Genomic DNA, 20,345 nt, shown 5'->3' on the forward strand with positions numbered 1-20,345 from the left:
GAGACCCGCATGAACCGCACACGACGCACGTTCCTCGGTTCGGCCGTCGGCATCGCCGCGGCCACAGGGCTCGGCACCGGCACCGCCGCCGCGAACGGCCGCCGCCGCCGCATCCCGCCGTCCGCGATCGGCATGCATCTCTACACCATGCGTACGCCGCTGGCGACGGACTTCAAAGGCACCCTCGAACGGCTGGCACGGATCGGCTACGCCACGGTCGGGGTGAGCGGCCGACACGGTCACAGCGCGGCCGAGATCCGGCGGATGCTCGACGAGACCCGGCTGCGGGCCGTCCTGGAACATGTCGGCTACGACATCCTGAAGGGGGCCGGACTCCCCCAGGCTCTGGAGGACATCCACACCCTGGGCGGCAAGTGGATTGTCGTGCCCAGCCTGCCGGGTTCGCTGCACAGCCCGGCCGGATACCGGGAAGTGGCCAGGGAGTTCAACCGGATCGGGCTCGCCGCGCGCGAGTCGGGTCTGAAGTTGCTGTACCACAATCACGGGACGGACCATCAGGTGGTGGACGGCGTCGCCCTGTACGACATCCTGCTCACCGAGACCGACCCGGACCTGGTCGGTTTCGAGCTGGATCTGTACTGGGCGGCCAACGGAGGCGCCTCGGCACCCGGGGAGCTCTTCGTACGGCATCCGCGACGCTTCCCGGCGCTGCACGTGAAGGACATGGCGCCGAACGGGGACTTCGCGGACGTCGGTTCGGGGGTGCTGGACTTCCCGGCGATGTTCGACACGGCGCGGCGGGGCGGTGTGAAGCAGTGGTTGGTGGAGCACGACGCGCCGGCTGATCCGTTCGCCTCGGCGCTCGCGAGCTACACCTATCTGTCCCGGCTGCGGTACTGAGCGAGCAGGTGCACAGGGCGGCCCCGGGCAGCTTGCGTTCCGCAGCCCGGGGCCGCCCTGTGTTCGGCGGGCGGCAAACGGCCGCTACCGGACATCGCCCCTGACCGGTCCCCGACCCGACCCGGAAAAGCCCCTGACAGGGGCCCCACATGGGCGACAGTGCACCTAACGTGACGACGGTGCCCCGGCCGGGTCCGCACGCCTGACACAACCGTTCTCTTCACGAGGAGGATCCATGCCGTCAAGGGGCAGATCCGCACTACGGCGCATCGGCGTACGGGGCACGGCCACCGTCGTCGGAGCCGCCATGGCCGTCGTCACCGGCCTCGCCGCCGCTCCTGCGGTCCACGCGTCGCCGTCTGCCACAGGGGCCCTGCGGTGGGCACCGTGTGACGACCCGGAGAAGCCGGGAGCCGAGTGCGCCAGCCTTTCGGTGCCGGTCGACTGGGCCCATCCGGACGGGCCGAGACTCGACCTGGCTGTGGCCCGCCGCAAGGCCACCGATCCCAGCGCACGCGTCGGCTCGATGGTGTTCGGCCCCGGCGGGCCGGGCGACTCGGGTGTGGAGATGGTGGTGGGCCGTATCAGCCGGTTCAGCCCCGAGGTCCGTCGCAGGTTCGACATCGTCAGCTTCGACCCGCGCGGCGTGGGCGGCAGCAACCCGGTGACCTGCTCCGGCGACCTGCTTGCCGAGCGGCCGTCACCGGAGCTGAAGAGCCAGGCGGACTTCGACGCCACCATGGCGTACAACAGGCGGCTCCGTGCCGACTGCCGGGCCCGTACCGGCCCGGTGTTCGACCACCTCGACACTGCCCAGACCGTCCGGGACCTGGATACCCTCCGGGCCGCCCTCGGCGAGCGGAAGCTGACCTTCCACGGCAGCTCGTACGGCACGCTGCTCGGGGCACAGTACGCCGAGACCTACCCGCGCCGCGTGCGCGCGATGGTGCTGGAGAGCGTCATGGACCACAGCGTCCCGGCCGCCCGTGACTTCCTGCGGGCCGAAGCGGTCACGGCGGAGGATTCATTCCAGGAGTTCGTGAAGTGGTGCGACGGCGCCGCGGACTGCGCGCTGCACGGCCGCGACATCCGCGCCGTCTGGCAGGGCCTGTTGGCGCGGGCCGGGCGCGGCGAGCTGGAGGACCCGGCGAAGCCGGGCACCTCGCTGGCGTCTTCGGACCTGGTCAACAACATCGCGTTCCGGAAGTTCTACAAGGTCGACTACGCGGGCCTGGCCACGGGGATCGCGGGGATGGACGCGAGTAGGCCGGTGCCCGCGTCGCCCACCTCGACAGCGCCGCTGCCTCCGGCTGCCCCGGTCTTCTGCTCGGACTGGCATCTGCCAGTGCGCGGCTACCAGGAGTACGCCTCGCTCGTCGCCATGATGAAAACGACCGCGCCTGACCTGCCCTATCTGCTGCCGATCCACATGACAGCGGCGTGTCTGGGCGCGCCGACCGCCAACCCGCAGCAGCGCCTGGACGCACACGGTGCCCCGCCGATCCTGGTGTCCAACGCGTTGCACGACCCCGCCACCGGCTACCCGTGGGCGGTCTCGGTGGCCCGGCAGCTCGGCCGCAGCGGCGTGCTCCTGACCTACGAGGGCCACGGCCACGGCAGCGTCACCAGCGGCCCGTGCATGGAGGACGCCGTGGACAGCTACCTCACCGACCTGGCAGTCCCACCACGGGGCACCAGCTGCCCCGCCGTGCCGTTCTGACAGCCTGCCGTCCGAATCCGGACGGGGCGGATCCGGGCGGCATCTCCCGCCACGGCAACGCCCCGGCCCACCAGACCCTCTGCCAGGACTGCGGGTGGGCATACGGGCTGGTCTGCCCCTTCCTCAACTACACAGCCGCCCCGAAGAGATCAAGGCAGTCGCACCGGCCGGTGAGACCCTCGGTACTGGTGGACTCGCGTATTCACGTGCCGCCGGTTCTGGTGCGTGGGAGACGGGGCGGTGACTGGGCGCGTTCGCCGTGGGGCGGGGATGGCGCGCTGTCAGGGCCGCAGGAGCCTGACAGCAAGGAAGCACGGAGCCTGGTGGAGCTTGTTGTAGGCCGTTTCGTCGAGTTCTCGCAGGCCGGGTGCCGGGCGGGGCTCGATGAGTCTTTCCAGCGTGAATCCGGCGACCAGCAGCTCGTTCAGGAACGTTTCCAGCGGCATGCGTTGGTAGTGGACTGCCAACGGCCCCCCGGCGAGCGGGAGGTCAACCCAGTCCTCGGCGTAGTACGAGCCACCGAATTTCCGCCAGTCAGCTGTCGGGTGGGTCGTCGAGACCAGCAGCCACCCTCCAGGACGCAGGACGCGTCGCAGGTCGCCGAGGAGACGCGGCCGATCGGCGATGTGGTGGAGCATCAATGCGCACACGACTCCGTCGAACGACGCGTCGTCGATGAAGTCCAGCGGCTCCTCCGCGTCGTGTATGCGCAGTTCGGCCCGGTCACCCAGTCGCTCCCGCGCGTGATCCAGCAGAGTTGCGCTGCCGTCGATTCCGACCACCTCGGCACCACCCGACAGGAGTTCGGCCGCGTAGTGCCCGGCCCCGCAGCCGACATCGAGAATCTTCAGTCCGGCAACATCCCCCGCCAGCGCGAGCATCGCCGGCCGGTCGGTGTGTGCGTTGTAGGGGCTGGTTTCGGCGTTCTTCGCGAAGTAGTCGCCGACTTCGTCGTGGTATGCGGTCTCTGCAGGCATCGTGACAGCATCGCGCCGGTGACTGCCGACCGCGAGCGGTTTTGCGCAACCGAGGGTGCGTCCGGTCAACGGCTGCCCTGACTTGGGTCTGATTGTGGTCGGCTCGTTCTCAGCTGTCGCCGTTTCCCTGGGGAACCCAGCCGGATGGTGACCGTGTGTGATCCCCAGGGGCGTACCGGCTCCATGTGCGGACCGTCAGTCGTGCGCGGAGGCCGCGCCCAGCAGGTCGCGGATGTGGGCGGCCGCGGCCCGGAACTCCGGGCGGCCCAGTGTCTCGCCGTACTCCCGTTCCGCGCCCAGGCCCACCTCGATGATCTCGGATATGGTGCCGGGGCGCGGGCTCATCACCACGACCCGGTCGGCCAGATAGACGGCCTCCGAGATGGAGTGGGTGACCAGCAGGACGGTGGTGCGGGTCTCCCGCCAGATGCGGTTCAGCTCCATGTTCATCTGCTCGCGGGTGAGGGCGTCCAGCGCGCCGAAGGGCTCGTCCATCAGGAGCACCGGCGGTTCGTGCAGCAGCGCACGGCACAGCGCCACACGCTGTTGCATTCCGCCGGACAGCTCGTGCGGATACGCGTCCTCGAAGCCGGTCAGGCCCGTCATCCGGATCAGCTCGTCGGTCCGGCCGCGCGCCTGCGCCGGAGGCATCTTCCGGATCTCGGCCTGGAGCAGGATGTTGCGGCGCGCCGAGCGCCATTCCAGGAGGGCGGCGCGCTGGAACACGTAGCCGATGTCGTGCCGCACCCCGTCGACCTGCTCGCCGCCGAGCCGGACCTCGCCCGAGGACGGCTTGAGCAGTCCGGCGACGAGCTTGAGCAGGGTCGACTTGCCGCATCCCGACGGCCCGACAATGGCCACGAACTCGCCGGGTGCCACATCGAGCGACACCTCGCGCAAGGCGGTGACGTCCCGTTTCCTGCTGCGGAACCGGACCGCCACGTCGGAGAGTCCGACCGCGGCGGCGGGGACCGGTGCCTTGGTCCGCGTCGTGTACTGCTCGGGCATCGTCATCCCTTCAGCGCCGTCTTCTCGTCCCAGTAGTCCGCGACGGCCTTGGGCTTGCCGACCATGCCCGCCTCGGCGAACACGTCGATGGTCTGCTGCCAGTCGGCCTCGTCGTTCACGCCGGGCGCCCTGCCCTCGGTCGCCGGAGTGTGCAGCAGTGTGAGCGTCGTCTTGAACTGCTCGGTCAGGACCGTGGTGGGCGGCAGCTGTTCCGAGGCTCCGTCCATCGCCGCGACCGCCGGACCCGGGGCCTTCTCGGCCGCCGCCCACGACTCGCTGACGGCCCGCACCATGCGGGCGGCGAGTTCGGACTTCGCGGTGAGGATCTTCTGTCCGGCGAGCAGGCCGTTGGAGTAGAAGTTCAGCCCGTTCTCGGAGAACCGCAGGTACGAGACCTGCTTCTTGGCCTTGTCCTGCATGGTGGGGCCCTGGTCGCTGGCGTACCCGAGGAGTCCGTCGGTCTTCCCGGAGATCACCGCGGCGATCTTGCCCGCCGGGTCGGTGTTCTGGACCTTGACGTCCGAAGCGTCGATGCCGTTCTTCTTCAGGAAGATCGGGAAGGTCTTGGAGAGCGCGTCGCCGGCGGTCCCCGCGATGGTCTTCCCCTTGAGATCCGCAGGTGACCCGATGCCTTCGGTGTCGAAGGACTGCACCGACGCCGGCGTGGTCTGGAGGAAGACGCCGAGGCTCTTCACCTGGACGCCCTGGTCGACGCCGGCGAGCAGGGCGGGCGTGTCGGCCCAGCCGAAATCGGTCTGGCCCGCGGCGGTGGCCTGTACCGTCTTCTGAGAGCCCTGACCTGCCTGGATGCTCAGGTCGATGCCGTGCTTCTCGAAGATCTTCTGCTGCTTGCCGTAGTAGAACGGCGCGTGTTCGCCGTACGGATACCAGTTCAGCGTCAGTGTGACCTTGTCCAGCTTCCTGCCCGAGTCGCTGGTGGTGGTCGACGCCTCGTTGCCACCGCAGGCTGTGGCCACCAGGACGAGGGGTACGGCACCGATCAGGAGTCTGCGCGCATGCATGGGCTGGCCCTTCTCGCGACGGAGTCAGTACGTGGTGGTGGCGGAGGTGTCCCGGCGGCTGGCGTGCCACGGGAGCAGCAACACTTCGGCGATCTCCACGGCGACGAAGAGCACAACGCCGATGAGTGACATCACGAGCAGCCCGGCGAAGAGCATCGGCGTGTCGAGATTGCCGTTGGCCTGGAGGATCACATAGCCCAGGCCCTCGTTCGCGCCGACGAACTCGCCGACGACGGCGCCGGTGACCGCCAAGGTGACCGCGACCTTGAGACCAGAGAAGAGGTGCGGGAGCGAGGCCGGGAAGCGGATCTTGACGAAGGTCTGCCAGGGCCTGGCGCCCATCGTGGCCGACAGCTGGAGCATCTCCGGGTCGACCGCCTTGAGACCGGTGACCATGGAGATCACCACGGGGAAGAAGGCGATGAGCACGGCGATGAGGATCTTCGGCCCGATGCCGAACCCGAGCCAGACGACGAACAGCGGAGCGATCGCGATCTTCGGTACGACCTGGGCGAACAGGAGGACCGGATAGAGCGTGCGCTCGACGGTCGAGGAGTACACCATGACGACTGCCGCCAGGACACCGATGGCCACGGCGATCAGGAAGCCCAGCAGCGTCTCGTAGGTGGTCACCCAGGTGTGCTGCCAGAGGTAACCGGCCTTGCCGGTGAGGACATCGAGGGTCGCTCCGGGTGACGGTACGAGATAGGGCTCCACCCATTCCGCAGCCGCGATCGCCCACCAGGCGACACAGCAGGCCAGCAGCAGGGCGACGGGCCGCCAGCTCTGCTCGGCCGCCCGCGCGACGCGCTCCCCCGCCGAGGGTCCGGCCCGCCGGGCAACACCCGCCGTTTCGGCGGGATTCTTGGTCAACGCGCTCTGGGTCACGGTGAACTCCCTGCACTTCGAGGGGCAGTTGTGGAGAGCTGTGCGATCCTGCGATGACGAGAAGGCGCTTTCAGAAAGCGCTTTCTGATAAGGTTTTCGCCACGCTAATGACTGCCTGCACGCACGGTCAATAGGTCGTCGAGAAGTTTCGGGCCTGCCACCACCGCGCCCTTGGGGGTCGAGTTGAGTGAACGGGGAACACCGCACCACCCGGGGCCGCGCGGCGGCCCTCCCGCGACGGCACATGTGACGCTGGACGCCGTGGCGCGGGAGGCCCGGGTCTCCCCCGCCACCGCCTCACGCGCGCTCAACGGCACAGCCCGGGTACGCGACGATCTGCGCGAGCGGGTACGGGCGGCGGCTCAGCGGCTCGGCTACATCCCCAACGCCCATGCCCAGGCACTCGCGGGATCCACCGGCAACCGTACGGTGGGGGTCATCTGCCATGACGTCAGCGATCCGTACTTCGCCGCCGTGTCGAGCGGCGTGATGCGGGCCGCGGCCGAGCAGGATCTGCTGGTGATGCTGGCCTCCACCTTCCGGGAGCCCGCCCGCGAGATCGCCTACGTCTCCATGCTGCGCGCCCAGCGCGCCCGGGCCATCCTGCTGATCGGTTCCGGGTTCCAGGACCGGGCGTGGGAGCGGGCGCTGGACGCCGAACTGGAGCCCTACGTACGGGGCGGGGGGCGCGTGGCCGTCGTCAGCCGGCACCGCAGCCTGCGGGTGGACACCGTACAGCCGGAGAACCGGGCGGGGGCGGCCGCGCTCGCCCGGGCGCTGGTGTCGCTGGGGCACCGGACGTTCGCCGTGCTCACCGGACCGCCCGCCCTGACCACGGTCTCCGACCGGCTCGCGGGCTTCCGGGAGGGGCTCGCGGAGGCGGGGATCGGTCTCGACCTGGTCGTGGAGGGCGCCTTCACCCGCGACGGCGGACATGCGGCCGCCCGTCGGCTGCTGGCCCGCGGCGGGTCGCGACCGACCTGCGTGTTCGCGGTCACCGACGTGATGGCGGTGGGCGCGCTCGCCGCGCTGCGGGAGGTGGGGCTACGGGTTCCGCAGGACGTCTCGCTCGCCGGGTTCGACGACATTCCGCTGGTACGGGATCTGTCGCCGGCGCTCACCACGGTGGCACTGCCGCTGACCTCGATGGGCGAGGACGTGATCGGACTGACGCTGCGGGAGCCGTCCGCGAGGCGTCGGGCCCGAGTGGTCCGGGTGGCGGGCGAGGTGGTGGTGCGGGCAAGCACGGCAGCGCCGCCGGTCGCGTGACCTGCTGCGACGGCGAGAGCTTCGGCGGGCAGTCGATCCAGGCCGGTGAGGTTGTCCGCACGCGGCGCGTGTTCTCGCCGTGGCACGACAGGTGGCTGACGGTGCGGCTCAGTGAGTTCCACACGAACTCACCTCGTTCTTCGCGGAGTTCGCGGGCGCGGGCCCGCCCGGTCAGGGGCCGAAGCTGTTCTCCTCACGCCGGTCGATGTGGCCGACCAGTTCCCGCGCCAGGGACTTGATCGCGTCGAGCCCCTCCCTGCCCCACGGACGAGGCACCGTGTCCACCGCGCACACGGCGCCCAGGGCGATGCCCGTGCGATCGATGAGGGGCGCGCCGAGGTAGGAGCGGATGCCTATGTCGTCGACCACGGGGTTCCCGGCGAATCGCGGGTAGTCGCAGACGTCCTCCAGGACGAGCGCCTTGCGCCGTACGACGACATGCGGGCAGTAGCCGCGGTCCAGGGCCACGTACCGGCCGCCACGTCCGCTGCCCGCAGCCGTGACGCCCAGGTCGGAGCCCGTGTGCATACCGGCCGGGGTGTGCAGTCCGGCGTAGAACTGCCGGTTCCCGTCGATGAAGTTGACCATCGAGAAGGGCACTTCGGTCACTTCGGCCACCCTGTCGGCGAAGGCGTCGAAGTTGTCGAACGAGGCATCGGCGCGTTGTCCGAGGTCCAGGATCCGCAACCGTCGGGTGCGGACGACGGCATCGCGGTCGACGGGCGTGAGCAACGGCCGGCCGGTGGCGTGCCGGGTCACGGGTGGGCTCCGAAGCCGGACAGCGGAACCGGTGCGGTGGTGGCGTTGATCAGGTGTTGGACCAGGGTGACCAGGGCGCCCGTGCCGGAGCTGGCGATCCTGGCGTCGCAGAGCACGACCGGCACGTCCGGTCCCAGGTCGAGTGCGGACCGTACCTCCTCGGGCCCGTAGCGGTAGGCGCCGTCGAACTCGTTCACCGCGACGATGAATCCGATGCCGCGCCGCTCGAAGAAGTCGACGGCGGCGAAGCACTCGGCGAGCCTGCGGGTGTCGGCGATCACGACCGCTCCGAGCGCCCCGTGGGAGAGTTCGTCCCACATGAACCAGAAGCGTTCCTGCCCGGGGGTGCCGAACAGGTAGAGCACATGGCTCTCGTCGAGCGTGATGCGGCCGAAGTCCATCGCCACGGTGGTCGAGGTCTTGGACTCGACGCCGTCGAGACTGTCGGTGGTGGCGCCGGCCTGGGTCAGCAGCTCTTCGGTGCTCAGTGGTGCGATTTCGCTGACCGCGCCGACGAAGGTCGTCTTGCCGACCCCGAACCCGCCCGCCACCAGCACCTTGAGCGCGACGGGGAAGCCTTCGGAGCCATCCGAACCATCGGCTCCGGTGGCCGGGCCGGTGTCGTAGGCATCACGGGGGTCGTAGGCGTCGCGGAGTTCGTAGGCATCACGGGCGTCGTAGGCATCACGGCTGCCGTGCGTGTCGTGGGGGTCGTACGCGTCGCGGAAGCCGTGCGTGCCGTGGGGGTCGTACGCGTCACGGGTGCCGTAGGTGCCGCCGGAGGCATATGCAACGCCGGGGTCTTCGATGCCCACGGGATCGCCGTGGTCCTCCGCACCGTCGTGGCTTGCGTGACTTCCGAAGCCCTCGGAACCTGCGCCGTTCTCGTACGCAGCGGGATTGCCGAAGCGGTCAGAGCTGTCGTCGTAAGCCATCGAGCACTGCCTCCAGCAGAGATCGGTCGGTGGGCATGTCGTGGAAGGCGGGTGGGTGCGCGGTGACTGCTCCGCAGTCCACCAGGTCGGAGACGAGCACCTTGGTGACGACTGCGGGCAGCCGGAGATGGGCCGCGATCTCGGCCACCGAGGTGGGGCCGCCGCACAGCCCCAGCGCGACGGAGTGTTCGGGCCCGAGGTGGATCTGCGGTTCGGTCCCGGTGGCCAGCACCAGCGACAGCAGGTCGAGCACGGTCGTCGGACGGGTACGACCGTCGCTCACGGTGTACGGGCGGATAAGCCGGCCTGCCGCGTCGTCGAGCAACGGCCCGTCCTGCGGCACCGACACCGTCACAGTCCCGTGGGGCTCGGTGTTCCGGCCGCCTGTCTCGCCGGAGTCATCAGATAGGGCCGGACGCTCCTGACCAGCATCGTCATCTCGTAGCCGAGCACTGCCGCGTCCGTCTCACGACCGGCGAGTACCGCGAGGCAGGTACCCGACCCGGCGGTGGAGACGAACAGCAGCGTGGAGTCGAGTTCGACCACCACCTGTCGTACGTCGCCGCTGTCGCCGAAGCGCGCGCCCGCACTGCGGCCGAGCGAGTACAGGCCGGCGGCCAGCGCCGCCATGTGATCGGCGCTGTCCGCGTCCATGCCGTGGAGGGACTTCACCAGCCCGTCGGCGGAGAGGAGGACGGCGCTGCGTGTGTACGGCACGCGCTGGACCAGTCCGCTCAGCAGCCAGTCGAGGTCCGGGACCTGACCGGACGACATATCGGTCGCCATGGTGCATCTACTCCTTGGAGGAATTCGCTTCGAAGGGGTCGGTGGCCGGGGCCGGATCCGGGTACGGGCCCTGGGAAGGTGCCGGGTCCGGGGAAGGGTTCCGGGACGGGTCCGCCGACGGGTCCGCTGACGGGTCCGCGGACAGGTTCCGGTGACGGCGGGCGGCGGTCTCGGTGAGTCCGCGGACGGGCAGCGGTTTGAGTGGGACCTGGGGCTGAGACTGCCGGACGGACGGGGACGCCGGGTCGAGGCCCGTGTCCGGGCCATGGTCCGTGTCCGCTTCGGCATCGGAACGGGCCTCGGCGAGTTCGATGCCTCGCCGGAAGGCCGCCACAAGCCCCGGGTCGTGGACGGCCTGCTCGTCCGTGGTTCGCGGCGCCGGTGCCTGCCTGAGCTGCGGAACCAGGTGCTCCTGGTGGGCGCGCCTGGGAAGTTGCGGCCTGCCCATCGTTCCGCGTACGGCTCCGGGCTCCGAAGGCTGTGCCACGGCGGGGTCGTCCGTGTGTCCGGTCCCGGGCAGGGCCTCTGCCGGGCCGGGACGGTCGAGCCCTTCGGTGCGCAAGGGGAGCGGTGGTGCCTCGCCCTGGTCTCGCGTCTGCTGCTGCGGTTGACGCAGGCGGAGCGGCTGAGTGGGGACGTACGCCTGCCGGCCGGCCGTCTGCGGGGCCGGGCCCGGCCCCGGGTTCAGGCCGGGGTTCGGCCGGCGGTGGCTGCCGGTGTCGTCCGCGGCCTGCGGACGGTGCACGGGCCCGGCAGGCGGGACAGGAGCCGCGTCGGCCTCGGTCGGAACGTCCCCGGCCGCACCCAGCAGGGACTGCGGGAGGACGAGCACGGCCTGTGTGCCTCCGTAGATGTTGCTCTGCAGACGGACCGCGATGCCGTGCCGTCGGGCGAGTGACGCGACGACGAACAGACCGATCCGGCCGTCCTGCAGGAGATGGGCCACATTCACCTGGTCGGGGTCGGCGAGCAGGGCGTTCATCCGCCTCTGCTCGTTGTCCGGCATGCCGAGCCCCCGGTCCTCGACCTCAAGGGCCAGTCCGGCGGTGACCTGCTGGGCACGGAGCAGCACCTGGGTGTGCGGGGCGGAGAACACGGTGGCGTTCTCCACGAGTTCCGCCAGCAGATGGATCACATCGGCCACGGCGTGACCGCGCAGTGTGCCGCCGATCGGCGGCACCAGCTTGACCCGCGGATACTGCTCGACCTCGGCGATCGCCGAACGCAGCACCTCGGTCATGGTGACCGGGTTGCTCCACTGCCTCCGCGAGACGGCGCCGCCGAGGACGGCGAGGTTCTCGGCGTGTCTGCGGATGCGCGTGGCGAGATGATCGACATGGAAGAGGCCCTTGAGCAGATCGGGATCCTCGACCTCGTGCTCCAGCTCGTCGAGCAGCTGGATCTCGCGGTGCACCAGCGACTGGAGCCGGCGGGCGAGGTTGACGAAGACCTCGACCTTCTGCTCCTCGCCGGTGTGGTCGGCGAGCCGCGACGCCTGCACGACCGCGGCCACGGCGACTTCCTGCTGGCGGCCGAGTTCCTGCGCGAGCAGTTCGAAGGCATCGCTGCCGGGAGCGACCGGCCGCGTCGGCGTCCGTGCCGGCACGGGTTCGCCGTTGCGGAGCCGTTCCACCACCCGCTGGAGTTCGGCCTGGCCCTGTGCGCTGGCGCGGCGAAGCGCCAGGCACCGGGCGAAGACGGTGGTGGCGACGCGGTTGGCGGCGAGGTACGCGGCCAGCACCGCGGCGACGGCCAGCGCACCCGCCCCGCCCAGTGCGACCCACAGCTCCATGGACGGCCGGGCTCCGGTGGAGCGGACGGTGAAGATGACCGCTGCGGCTCCGGTCAACACCGTGGCGACGACCGGCAGCACCGCGGTGCGCAGGAGTTGGGGCCGTATACGCGTCTCCGGGGAAGTGCGGGCGGCGCGCGTCCTGGCCGTGGCCGAGTGCGAACGGGCACCAGGTCGGCCGTGCCGTCCGCCCTCTCGGCGTTCCGGTCGCGCTTCGGGGGCGCGAAGTTGAGACATCAGTGTCCTCGGTACGTGGGGCACCAGGGGGCAACGTTCATGCGGTGGCGCCTACGGTGGTCGGTCAGGCTCGGGGCATCGGTCGGCCAGGCTCGAAAGATATGAGCCCACCGTTGATCACCGGGCACACACGGTAGTCGTCAATCACGCATGCGCGACGGGCAGTTGTCGAACTTGCCCACCATCCGTCCCGCTCTGGTATGGCCTCTCGCACAAGAGACCGATTACGCCGCATTGACACCTGGCCGGCAGACACTCGTACGGCCTACGGATGCGAACCTCTGAACACATGGAACGGCTCGGCCCGTCCGGTCATGCCGGACGGGCCGAGCCGTCTGCCGTGCCAGTGTGCGGCGTGCACCACCTCTGTGCCGCGCCCGCCGCCGGAGAAGGAGCCGACGCCACGTCCGGCGTCGTCACCCGAGCTCATCGCTTGATGCCAGCGCTCGATATCAGCGCCCGATATCAGCACTCGATATCAGCGCTCGACGTCAGCGTTCCCCCGCGAGGTCGAGATCGCCCAGGGGGGTGGCTCCGGACGCGGCTGCCGATGTCTTCGGGGCGCGCCAGGGATGGTCGATCGGCTGGGACACCGGCCGCCACCAGGGATCGGCGGGGAGGACACCTGCGGGCTCGAAGGGCTCACCCGGCCGGGGGACCGCGACCGGCTGGCCCGCGTCGGCCGCGGCGTCCACCGTCCACTCGGCCGGCTCGGCCCACGCGTGGAAGGCGAGGCTGAAGGTCCCCCAGTGGATCGGCAGCAGGACGCCGTGAGGCTTGCGTCCTTGCAGGTCGAGGTGTGCTTCCACGCCTTCGGCAGGTGTCATGTGGATGTCCGGCCACGCCCCGGGGAGCGGCGTGGGGTCGGTGTGGTTTCTCGGCCAGTACTGGGAGTACGCGCCGATCTGGATCATCGTCGCGTCGAAGGGACCGTGCTCCGCGCCGATGTCCTTGAAGCCGGGGAAGTAGCCGGTGTCACCGCTGTGGTAGATCCGGTGCTCCGGTCCCGCGACGGCCCAGGACGCCCAGAGCGTGTGCTGCTGGTTGCGCAGGCCGCGACCGCAGAAGTGCCGGGCGGGAGTGGCGGTCAGGCTGATGCCGGCGATGTTCGCCGTCTCGTTCCAGTCCAGTTCACGCATCCGGTCGGCCGGCACGCCCCACTGCTCCAGATGGGCGCCGACGCCGAGCGGGACCGCGAACACCGTGTCCGTACCCGCGAGGGCCCGGATCGTCGGCAGATCGAGGTGGTCGTAGTGATCGTGGGAGATCACCACCACGTCGACGGGTCCGATCGCGGCGAGCGGCAGCGGCACGGGGTGGAGCCGTTTGGGGCCGACGAAGGCGAAGGGCGAACAGCGCTCGCCCCAGACGGGGTCGAAGAGCACCCGTCGGCCGTCGATTTCGGCGAGCACGCTGGAATGGCCCATCCAGGTGAGCCGCAGCCCGGTGGCGGGCGGCTCGGCGAGGTCGGCGTACGTGGTGGCGTGGACGGGCACGGTGCCGACGGGAGCCCTGCGGACCCGCTCCTCCTTGCGGAAATAGACCTTCGCAAGCTCCAGCGCGGATCCGGACGGCCTGGTCCGCGCCCCCACGGGGTTCTGGAAGACGCCGTCGGCGAAGTTCGGCGAGCGGCGGATGCGCTCCATGCGTGCACCGCCCGGATCGGCGCCGAATGCGGCGGGACGCAGCGAACGAAGCCGGGTACGGAGCGGAGGCAAGGGGTCAGCGCCGGTCACAACATCTCCTGAGGGAGTCGGTGTCGTCTCATTATGGGCGGGGGGTACGGCAGCGCGAGAGCAGAGCGGCCGAGCGGCTGATCGCCGGACGGGGTCCGGTCAGCCACGCGGCTGCCCGTACGCGTGCTCGATCCGCAGCCGCAGCACGACGCGGCGGTCGCGGACCATCGCGTCGCGGTAGTCGTCCCAGTCGGGGTGTTCGCCCTGGACGTCGCGGTAGAGCGTGATCAGCTCCTCCACCGTCGCGTCGTGCGGGTCGGCGGCGACCGGGGACAGCTCGGCCGTACCGTCCACGACCGTCCACGCCCAGCGGTCCGCGCTGGTGACGTGGTAGCTCGCCCGCGGGTCGCGGCGGAGGTTCTTCGTCTTCGCCCGGTCCTCGGTGATCGAGACCCGGACGACGCGCTCGTCCGGGTAGTAGCAGTGGTTGACATTGGACAGCTGGGGCCGGCCGTCCCGCTTGAGCGTCACGAGTACGCCGCCGCTCTCCTCGCCGAGCAGGTGGAGCAGGGCGTCCTGCTGTGCGTCGATTCCCGTCATGCCGGGTCCAACGTGCGTGCCCTCCGCAGGATTCCGCACCTGGCCGCAATCCGTGTCACATCCCGAGCGCCGCGTGCGGCATTCCGGTGATCGCCGGCCGCCGAGGTGGCGTCCCACGATGCCGTCGGAGACGACCGGGCCGGCCCGGAGAAGACCGTCCCCGCGACCACCCACGTGCCGCTCGCCCTCCCCCCGTTTCCGGGACCGGTGCGGGGCGGAGCACCCCCCAGGCCCTTGACCGACACACTCCAGCCACTGAACGACGATTCAGCAGAGTCCGCATTGACAGGGGCGGCCCCGGATCCCAATACTGACCGGCGGTTCAGTAAATTGTCTGTCCTCGGAGGGCGGCATGCCCGGTCGGCCGATCGGCGCGTCGTTCCGGCCGCCGCCATCGGTCCGCCCTCCGACGTCAGCCCGCTGTCCGTCGGCCCGCCCGCCCCGGTGGGGGCGTACGGCGACCACGGCGCCCGCGCCGACACCCCCGAAGCGCTTGCCCGTGCCCTGCCCCCGGCCCTCACCACCCCGGGCCCACCCTGATCGCCGTGACCGAGGAGACCCCCCGATGACGACACCCCCGGTGTCCCGCCCCACCGCCCCGTCGGCACCACTGATCTCGCTCACCTGGACCGACCACATCACCGGCCGCCAGGGGCATCTGGTCGTGGACCGGCTGGTGCGCGGCGTGTCCAGCGGAGGGCTGCGGATGCGGGCGGGCTGCACCCTCGACGAAGTGGCGGGCCTGGCTCGCGGCATGACGATGAAGGAGGCCCTCCACTTCGACGCCGACGACACGGAGGCCCGCTACATACCGCTCGGCGGCGCCAAGGGCGGCATCGACTGCGACCCGCGCGATCCGGAGGCGTACGGCGTTCTGGTGCGCTACCTGCGGGCCGTGCGCCCCTACGTCGAGAACGTGTGGACGACGGGCGAGGACCTGGGGCTCACCCAGGACATCGTGGACCGGGCGGCGGCCGAGGCCGGACTCGTCTCCTCGGTCCAGGCCGTCTATCCGCTGCTCGACGACGAGAAGGCGGCGCGGCGACGTCTCGCCGACGCGTTCGCCGTCGAGGTGGACGGCATCGGACTCGACGAGCTGGTCGGCGGCTGCGGGGTCGCCGAATCAGCGCTCGCGGCGCTCGACCGGGCAGGTGTCCCGTACCGGGAGGCGCGGGTGTCCGTACAGGGTCTCGGGACCATGGGCGGGGCGACGGCACGGTTCCTGCAGCGGGCCGGGCTGACGGTCGTCGCCGTGGCCGACGTCGAGGGCACGATCGCCAATCCGGCCGGCCTGGATGTCGAGGGACTGCTCGCCGCCAGGGACGGGCACGGAACGGTGGACCGCGGCGCGCTCCGGGACGGGGACCGGGAGCTGCCCGCGGACGCCTGGCTGGAGCAGGACGCCGAGATACTCGTACCGGCGGCCGTCTCGTACGCGATCGATTCCGCCAATCAGGCACGGGTAAGGGCCCGTTGGATCGTCGAGGCGGCGAACATGCCGGTGCTCGCGGAGGCGGAGGCCCTGCTCGCGGCGCGCGGGATCACGGTGCTGCCGGATGTGGTCGTCAACTCCGGTACGAACGCTTGGTGGTGGTGGACCCTGTTCGGCGACATCGGCGCGGACGCCGACGAGGCGTTCGGGCACACCCGCCGTTCCATGCGAGTCCTGATCGACCGGACACTGGCCCGCGCCGAGACCGACGACTGCACCCCGCGGGCCGCCGCGCACGCCATCGTCGCGGACCGGCTGCCTGTCATGGCGGAACGGTTCGGCTGGTATCGCTGAGCCCACCCGCACGCCGGGCAGAGGCCGCCACCGACGGCCACCACCCGCACGCCTGGCGGAAGCCGCCACCGACGGCCACCACCCGCACGCCGGGCAGAGGACGTCACCGTCGACCACCGCCCTTACGGCGTATAGCCGCCATGGCAGCTTCCCGCCAGACCGGACTCGGGCAAACACGTCATGCTCCTGACACTCTCCTCACCACCCCCTGAAAACACACGAGTTCACGAGGTGAGAATGAGACGGACCAGATGGGTCGCGGTCTGCGCCACCGCGCTCGCCGCCGCCCTTGCCGGTGGGACACTGCCGGCTGCCGCCGACGACCCACCCGCCTTCGCCGCCCCGTCCACATCCCCGGGAACAGGCGGCGTAAGCAGCACCGTCACCCTGCTGACCGGCGATGTGGTGACGTATTCCGGCCACGGGGAGGGCCTGCAGATCAGCTCGATCGTGCCGGGCGACGGGCGCGAGGGCATGGGCTTCACCCGCTTCCGGGCCGGGGGCCACGAGTACGCGGTGCCGATCGACGCCATCGGCGAGATCTCCCGGGGCCGGGTGGACCAGCGACTGTTCGATGTGACCGAGTTGGTCGCCTCGGGCTATTCGGACGCCGACACGGACTCGCTGCGCATCCTCGTCGGCGGTGCCGCAGCATCCTCGGGAGCCCCCCAGGCGCCGGAGGGCGCACGGGTCGCCGCCGCCTTCCCGACCACGGAGACCACCGCGCTGAGAGTGCCGAAGAAGTCGGCCGACTCCGTGTGGAAGCAGCTCGGCACCACCGCACGGGCCCGCGCGGAAGGCATCGGCAGGGTCTGGCTCGACGGCAGGGTACGGGCCACGCTCGACAGGTCCGTCCCGCAGATCGGCGCCGACCGGGCCCATCGTGCCGGGATCACCGGCAAGGGCACGAGAGTCGCCGTCCTCGACACCGGCTACGACAGGGACCACCCCGATCTGAAGGGTGCGGTCGTCGCCTCGCAGGACTTCACCGGGGACGGCATGCAGGACATGCAGGGCCACGGCACTCATGTGTCGTCGATCATCGCCGGTTCCGGGGCCGCCTCCGGCGGCCGGTACGCGGGTGTCGCACCGGACGCGGAACTCGTCGAGGGCAAGGTGCTCGACAACGACGGCTACGGCTACGACTCCTGGATCCTGGCGGGCATGCAGTGGGCCGTCGACCAGGACGCCGAGGTCGTCAACATGAGCCTCGGCTCGACCGTGGCGTCGGACGGCACCGACCCGTTGTCCGCCGCCGTCGACAAGCTCTCCGCCGAGCACGGCACGCTGTTCGTGATCGCCGCGGGCAACAGCGGCGACCGAACGATCAGCGCGCCCGGTGCCGCCGACGCCGCTCTGACGGTCGGCTCGGTCACCAAGTCCGGCGAGATGTCGTCGTTCTCCTCACGCGGACCGCGTCAGGGCAGGCCCGCCGTCAAGCCGGAGATCACCGGCCCGGGCAGCGACATCGTCGCCGCGCGCGCCGCCGGCACCCTGGCCGACGCCGCCGTCACCGAGCGGTACGCATCGCTCTCGGGTACATCGATGGCGAGCCCGCACGTGGCGGGCGCCGCGGCCCTGCTGGCGCAGCGGCACCCCGACTGGTCCGGCGCCCGGCTGAAGGCGGCGCTGATCGGCAGCGCCGCGCCGGTGGACGGCGCGACGGTCTCCGACACCGGTTCCGGCCTCACCGACGTGCCGGCCGCACTCGCCACGACGGTGGTCGCCGAACCCGCCACGCTGGCCGCCCACACCGCCTGCCCCAACGCCTGCGCCGAGCCCCAAAGCCACGGGCTGACCTGGACGAACACCACCGGCAAGCCGGTGCGGCTGAAGCTGTCCACGGGGCCGGGCGGTGCGGTGCGCCTCGACGCGCGGATGCTGACCGTGCCCGCGCGTTCCTCCGCCGTCTCGAAGGTCACGCTCGAACCCTCACAGGTCGAGGCGGGCACGACGTACGGCGGCGCCGTGACCGCGACCTGGGCGGGCGGCGGACGAGCGACCGTACCGGTCTCGATCCAGGCCGATCCGGAGGCGCACACCCTCACGCTGACCGGACCCGCGCCGCGTGAAGGCAGCGAGGCCACCTCGACCGGTGTGGTCCTCCAGAACGAGAGGACCGGCGCGTCGCAACTGATCGGGCTGACAGGCACCACCCCGAAGAAGGTGACGCTGCCGCGCGGCAGTTACCGGGCGCTCGGGCACACCTGGGAGTACGACACGGTGGGCAACACCATCGTCGGCACCACGGCGATCCACTTCGCCCGACGGGTGACGGTGGACCAGGACACCACCGTCGCGCTCGACACCAAGGAAGCGAAGCCGGTACGGATCGGGGTGGACGACGGGTCCGCCCGGGTCGCCCTCCAGTCGGCGACCGGGATCGCCTCGCGCGTCGACACCGGCTCCGGCGCCGTGGACAGCGGTCTGGTCGCGCCGAGTTCCGCCGGTCAGTACCGCGTCGAGGCCGTGCCCACCACGGGAACGGCTCTGTCCGGACTCACCTTCTTCGGCGGGCTGAGCTGGCAGCAGCGTGAGGTCGACGCGCACGAGCCCGGCTCCTCGGCCGACGCGCTGAAGCTGCTGCTGTCGCAGTACAGCATCTACAGCTGGCTGGGCACCACCACGGGCGAGGTCGTCGACATCGGAACCGGAGCGGACACCGACCCGGCGACGATGGACCTCAAGGGCCGGATCGTGCTGTGGACTCCGGCGACCAGCCAGACCGCCTTCAACAACGCGCTCTACCAGAAGCTGACCGACGCCGGCGCGGCTGCCATCATGTACGTCGGCTACGGGCTCTCCGTCTACCGGCCGACGCCGGTGCTCCGGCTGGACCAGGCCAGCGTTCCGGCACTGCGGGACCGGCTGGCCGAGGGGCCGCTGACCCTGACGCTCGACGGCGTCAGCACCGGAGCGGACGCCTACTACCTGCACCACTCGGTCGACGGCCGCGTTCCGGCCGGAGCCGACTGGTTCGACCGGCGGTCCGAGCTGGCCGCGGTGCGGACGACGGAGCGCACCCATGGCTACCCGTCCGACCCCAAGGGCATGTACGCCTGGACCACCTGGCACGGGCTGACCCTCTATCAGCAGCTCACCCGGTACCGCCCGCCGTCGGAGCAGACGCTGTACTTCTCCCCGGACGTGGCGTGGACGACGGCGACCTTCCACTACCAGTACGACGTCAGCGACGGGGTCTACCCGCTGGGCACCCTGGTCAGCGGGCCCACCGTGTACCGCAGGGACGGCGCGTACAGCGACGACTGGATGTCCGCCCCCTTCAACCCGGCACTCGGCAGCCGGGCCGGTACCGCCCAGGTCGTCAGGGAGGGCGACAAGCTGAAGGTGGCGCTCCCGGTGTTCTCCGACGCGGCCGGGCACCGGGCCGAGACGGCGCCGGGCGCGGACAGCGGGAGCACGGTTCTGGCGGACGACAGCGGCAAGGTACTGGCGCGCAATGACGCACCGGGACGCGCCACGTTCGACCTGCCGCGCAAGGACGGCTGGTACCGGCTGACCGTCGACGCCACGCGGACGTCGCCGGATCCGGTGACCTGGATGCTCGGGACCGAAGTGACCAGCGAGTGGCGGCTGCGCTCCGGACACGAGAAGTCGGCCGCACCAGCCAGGCTGCTGGACCTCGACTACCGGATGCCGCTCACCGGCGAGAATGCCGCCGACCCGGAGAAGCCGCTCGACTACACCGTCGGCCTCTTTGCCCAGGGCAGCCAGAAGGCGGTTCCCCTCGCCTCGCTGAAGGTCTGGTACGCGACGGACGGCACCGACTGGAAGCAGGCCGCGGCGGCCCGCGGGGCCGACGGCCGCTGGAAGGTCACCGTTCCGGCCCTCGGCACCGCCAAGGTCGACCTGAGGTCCACCGTCACGGACACCACGGGTGCTTCGCTGACGGAGACTCTGATCGACGCGTACAACTCCGGTTGCGCCGACATATGGTGCTGACGGAGCCGGCCGGCGCCGCGTACGTCGGATGAACAAGGGGCGGGGTCGTGCGCGGCTCCGCCCCCT

Annotated in this window: 17 protein-coding genes; 5 read left to right on the forward strand and 12 right to left on the reverse strand. The window is 70.8% G+C overall.

Features of this window, described 5'->3' with window-relative positions; all coding sequences use genetic code 11:
- Window positions 1-9: 9 nt before the first annotated feature.
- Window positions 10-861, forward strand: a complete 852-nt coding sequence (locus ACFVUT_RS32940; RefSeq protein WP_389657801.1) for a TIM barrel protein — start codon at window positions 10-12, stop codon at window positions 859-861.
- A gap of 235 nt (window positions 862-1,096) precedes the next feature.
- Window positions 1,097-2,581 carry an alpha/beta hydrolase gene (locus ACFVUT_RS32945; RefSeq protein ID WP_389657798.1) on the forward strand — a complete coding sequence of 495 codons (1,485 nt, stop codon included), beginning with the start codon at window positions 1,097-1,099 and terminating at the stop codon, window positions 2,579-2,581.
- 281 nt (window positions 2,582-2,862) lie between these two features.
- Here the strand turns inward: ACFVUT_RS32945 and ACFVUT_RS32950 are convergent, their stop codons facing one another.
- The 4 genes from ACFVUT_RS32950 to ACFVUT_RS32965 form a co-directional block, all read right to left on the reverse strand.
- Window positions 2,863-3,558, reverse strand: a complete 696-nt coding sequence (locus ACFVUT_RS32950) for a class I SAM-dependent methyltransferase (protein WP_389657795.1) — start codon at window positions 3,556-3,558, stop codon at window positions 2,863-2,865.
- 195 nt (window positions 3,559-3,753) lie between these two features.
- Window positions 3,754-4,572 (reverse strand): ABC transporter ATP-binding protein, encoded by an 819-nt coding sequence (locus tag ACFVUT_RS32955; RefSeq protein WP_389657792.1) that lies wholly within the window; start codon window positions 4,570-4,572, stop codon window positions 3,754-3,756.
- Window positions 4,569-5,588 carry an ABC transporter substrate-binding protein gene (locus ACFVUT_RS32960; RefSeq protein ID WP_389657789.1) on the reverse strand — a complete coding sequence of 340 codons (1,020 nt, stop codon included), beginning with the start codon at window positions 5,586-5,588 and terminating at the stop codon, window positions 4,569-4,571. Before ACFVUT_RS32960 ends, ACFVUT_RS32955 begins: the two co-directional genes overlap by 4 nt.
- Window positions 5,589-5,612: 24 nt before the next feature.
- Window positions 5,613-6,476, reverse strand: a complete 864-nt coding sequence (locus tag ACFVUT_RS32965) for an ABC transporter permease (protein ID WP_389657786.1) — start codon at window positions 6,474-6,476, stop codon at window positions 5,613-5,615.
- 246 nt (window positions 6,477-6,722) lie between these two features.
- On the opposite strand from ACFVUT_RS32965, the gene ACFVUT_RS32970 reads away from it, so the two are divergent.
- The gene (locus ACFVUT_RS32970) at window positions 6,723-7,745 is read left to right on the forward strand and encodes a LacI family DNA-binding transcriptional regulator (protein WP_389657783.1); all 1,023 of its coding nucleotides are present in this window, start codon (window positions 6,723-6,725) and stop codon (window positions 7,743-7,745) included.
- A 171-nt stretch (window positions 7,746-7,916) separates the two neighbouring features.
- On the opposite strand, the gene ACFVUT_RS32975 is transcribed toward ACFVUT_RS32970, so the two are convergent.
- The 8 genes from ACFVUT_RS32975 to ACFVUT_RS33010 all read right to left on the reverse strand — a co-directional run bounded on the left by ACFVUT_RS32975 (window position 7,917) and on the right by ACFVUT_RS33010 (window position 14,530).
- Complete coding sequence (locus ACFVUT_RS32975; RefSeq protein ID WP_389657780.1) at window positions 7,917-8,504, reverse strand: GAF domain-containing protein; 588 nt, start codon at window positions 8,502-8,504, stop codon at window positions 7,917-7,919.
- Complete coding sequence (locus ACFVUT_RS32980) at window positions 8,501-9,061, reverse strand: ATP/GTP-binding protein (RefSeq protein ID WP_389657936.1); 561 nt, start codon at window positions 9,059-9,061, stop codon at window positions 8,501-8,503. Before ACFVUT_RS32980 ends, ACFVUT_RS32975 begins: the two co-directional genes overlap by 4 nt.
- Before the next feature lie 355 nt (window positions 9,062-9,416).
- A complete protein-coding gene (locus ACFVUT_RS32985; RefSeq protein WP_389657777.1) occupies window positions 9,417-9,788 on the reverse strand; it encodes a DUF742 domain-containing protein in 372 nt (123 codons plus the stop codon).
- 2 nt (window positions 9,789-9,790) lie between these two features.
- On the reverse strand, window positions 9,791-10,225 hold the full coding sequence (locus tag ACFVUT_RS32990; protein ID WP_389657774.1) for a roadblock/LC7 domain-containing protein: 435 nt from the start codon (window positions 10,223-10,225) through the stop codon (window positions 9,791-9,793).
- A gap of 7 nt (window positions 10,226-10,232) precedes the next feature.
- A complete protein-coding gene (locus tag ACFVUT_RS32995) occupies window positions 10,233-12,254 on the reverse strand; it encodes an ATP-binding protein (RefSeq protein WP_389657771.1) in 2,022 nt (673 codons plus the stop codon).
- A gap of 265 nt (window positions 12,255-12,519) precedes the next feature.
- Window positions 12,520-12,684 carry a hypothetical protein gene (locus ACFVUT_RS33000; protein ID WP_389657768.1) on the reverse strand — a complete coding sequence of 55 codons (165 nt, stop codon included), beginning with the start codon at window positions 12,682-12,684 and terminating at the stop codon, window positions 12,520-12,522.
- A gap of 61 nt (window positions 12,685-12,745) precedes the next feature.
- Window positions 12,746-13,990, reverse strand: coding sequence for an MBL fold metallo-hydrolase (locus ACFVUT_RS33005; protein ID WP_389657765.1), 1,245 nt, complete (start codon window positions 13,988-13,990; stop codon window positions 12,746-12,748).
- A 99-nt stretch (window positions 13,991-14,089) separates the two neighbouring features.
- Window positions 14,090-14,530, reverse strand: a complete 441-nt coding sequence (locus ACFVUT_RS33010; protein WP_389657762.1) for a PPOX class F420-dependent oxidoreductase — start codon at window positions 14,528-14,530, stop codon at window positions 14,090-14,092.
- A gap of 565 nt (window positions 14,531-15,095) precedes the next feature.
- Between ACFVUT_RS33010 and ACFVUT_RS33015 the strand changes: the two genes are divergently transcribed.
- Both ACFVUT_RS33015 and ACFVUT_RS33020 read left to right on the forward strand, forming a co-directional pair.
- Window positions 15,096-16,316: a Glu/Leu/Phe/Val dehydrogenase dimerization domain-containing protein gene (locus ACFVUT_RS33015; RefSeq protein ID WP_389657756.1), complete on the forward strand. Its 1,221-nt coding sequence runs from the start codon at window positions 15,096-15,098 to the stop codon at window positions 16,314-16,316.
- 237 nt (window positions 16,317-16,553) lie between these two features.
- Window positions 16,554-20,279 carry a S8 family serine peptidase gene (locus tag ACFVUT_RS33020; protein ID WP_389657753.1) on the forward strand — a complete coding sequence of 1,242 codons (3,726 nt, stop codon included), beginning with the start codon at window positions 16,554-16,556 and terminating at the stop codon, window positions 20,277-20,279.
- Window positions 20,280-20,345: the final 66 nt, after the last annotated feature.

The sequence above is a fragment of the Streptomyces sp. NPDC058051 genome (genome assembly GCF_042885475.1).
GTDB lineage: Bacteria > Actinomycetota > Actinomycetes > Streptomycetales > Streptomycetaceae > Streptomyces.

Bases quoted from the DNA above. Each gene is read 5' to 3' on its own strand.
- ACFVUT_RS32960 (WP_389657789.1), bottom strand. From the start codon at position 5,588: ATGCATGCGCGCAGACTCCTGATCGGTGCCGTACCCCTCGTCCTGGTG.
- ACFVUT_RS33020 (WP_389657753.1), top strand. From the start codon at position 16,554: ATGAGACGGACCAGATGGGTCGCGGTCTGCGCCACCGCGCTCGCCGCC.
- ACFVUT_RS32955 (WP_389657792.1), bottom strand. From the start codon at position 4,572: ATGACGATGCCCGAGCAGTACACGACGCGGACCAAGGCACCGGTCCCC.
- ACFVUT_RS32990 (WP_389657774.1), bottom strand. From the start codon at position 10,225: ATGGCGACCGATATGTCGTCCGGTCAGGTCCCGGACCTCGACTGGCTG.
- ACFVUT_RS32940 (WP_389657801.1), top strand. From the start codon at position 10: ATGAACCGCACACGACGCACGTTCCTCGGTTCGGCCGTCGGCATCGCC.
- ACFVUT_RS32950 (WP_389657795.1), bottom strand. From the start codon at position 3,558: ATGCCTGCAGAGACCGCATACCACGACGAAGTCGGCGACTACTTCGCG.
- ACFVUT_RS33010 (WP_389657762.1), bottom strand. From the start codon at position 14,530: ATGACGGGAATCGACGCACAGCAGGACGCCCTGCTCCACCTGCTCGGC.
- ACFVUT_RS32995 (WP_389657771.1), bottom strand. From the start codon at position 12,254: ATGTCTCAACTTCGCGCCCCCGAAGCGCGACCGGAACGCCGAGAGGGC.
- ACFVUT_RS33000 (WP_389657768.1), bottom strand. From the start codon at position 12,684: ATGAGCTCGGGTGACGACGCCGGACGTGGCGTCGGCTCCTTCTCCGGC.
- ACFVUT_RS33015 (WP_389657756.1), top strand. From the start codon at position 15,096: ATGACGACACCCCCGGTGTCCCGCCCCACCGCCCCGTCGGCACCACTG.
- ACFVUT_RS32945 (WP_389657798.1), top strand. From the start codon at position 1,097: ATGCCGTCAAGGGGCAGATCCGCACTACGGCGCATCGGCGTACGGGGC.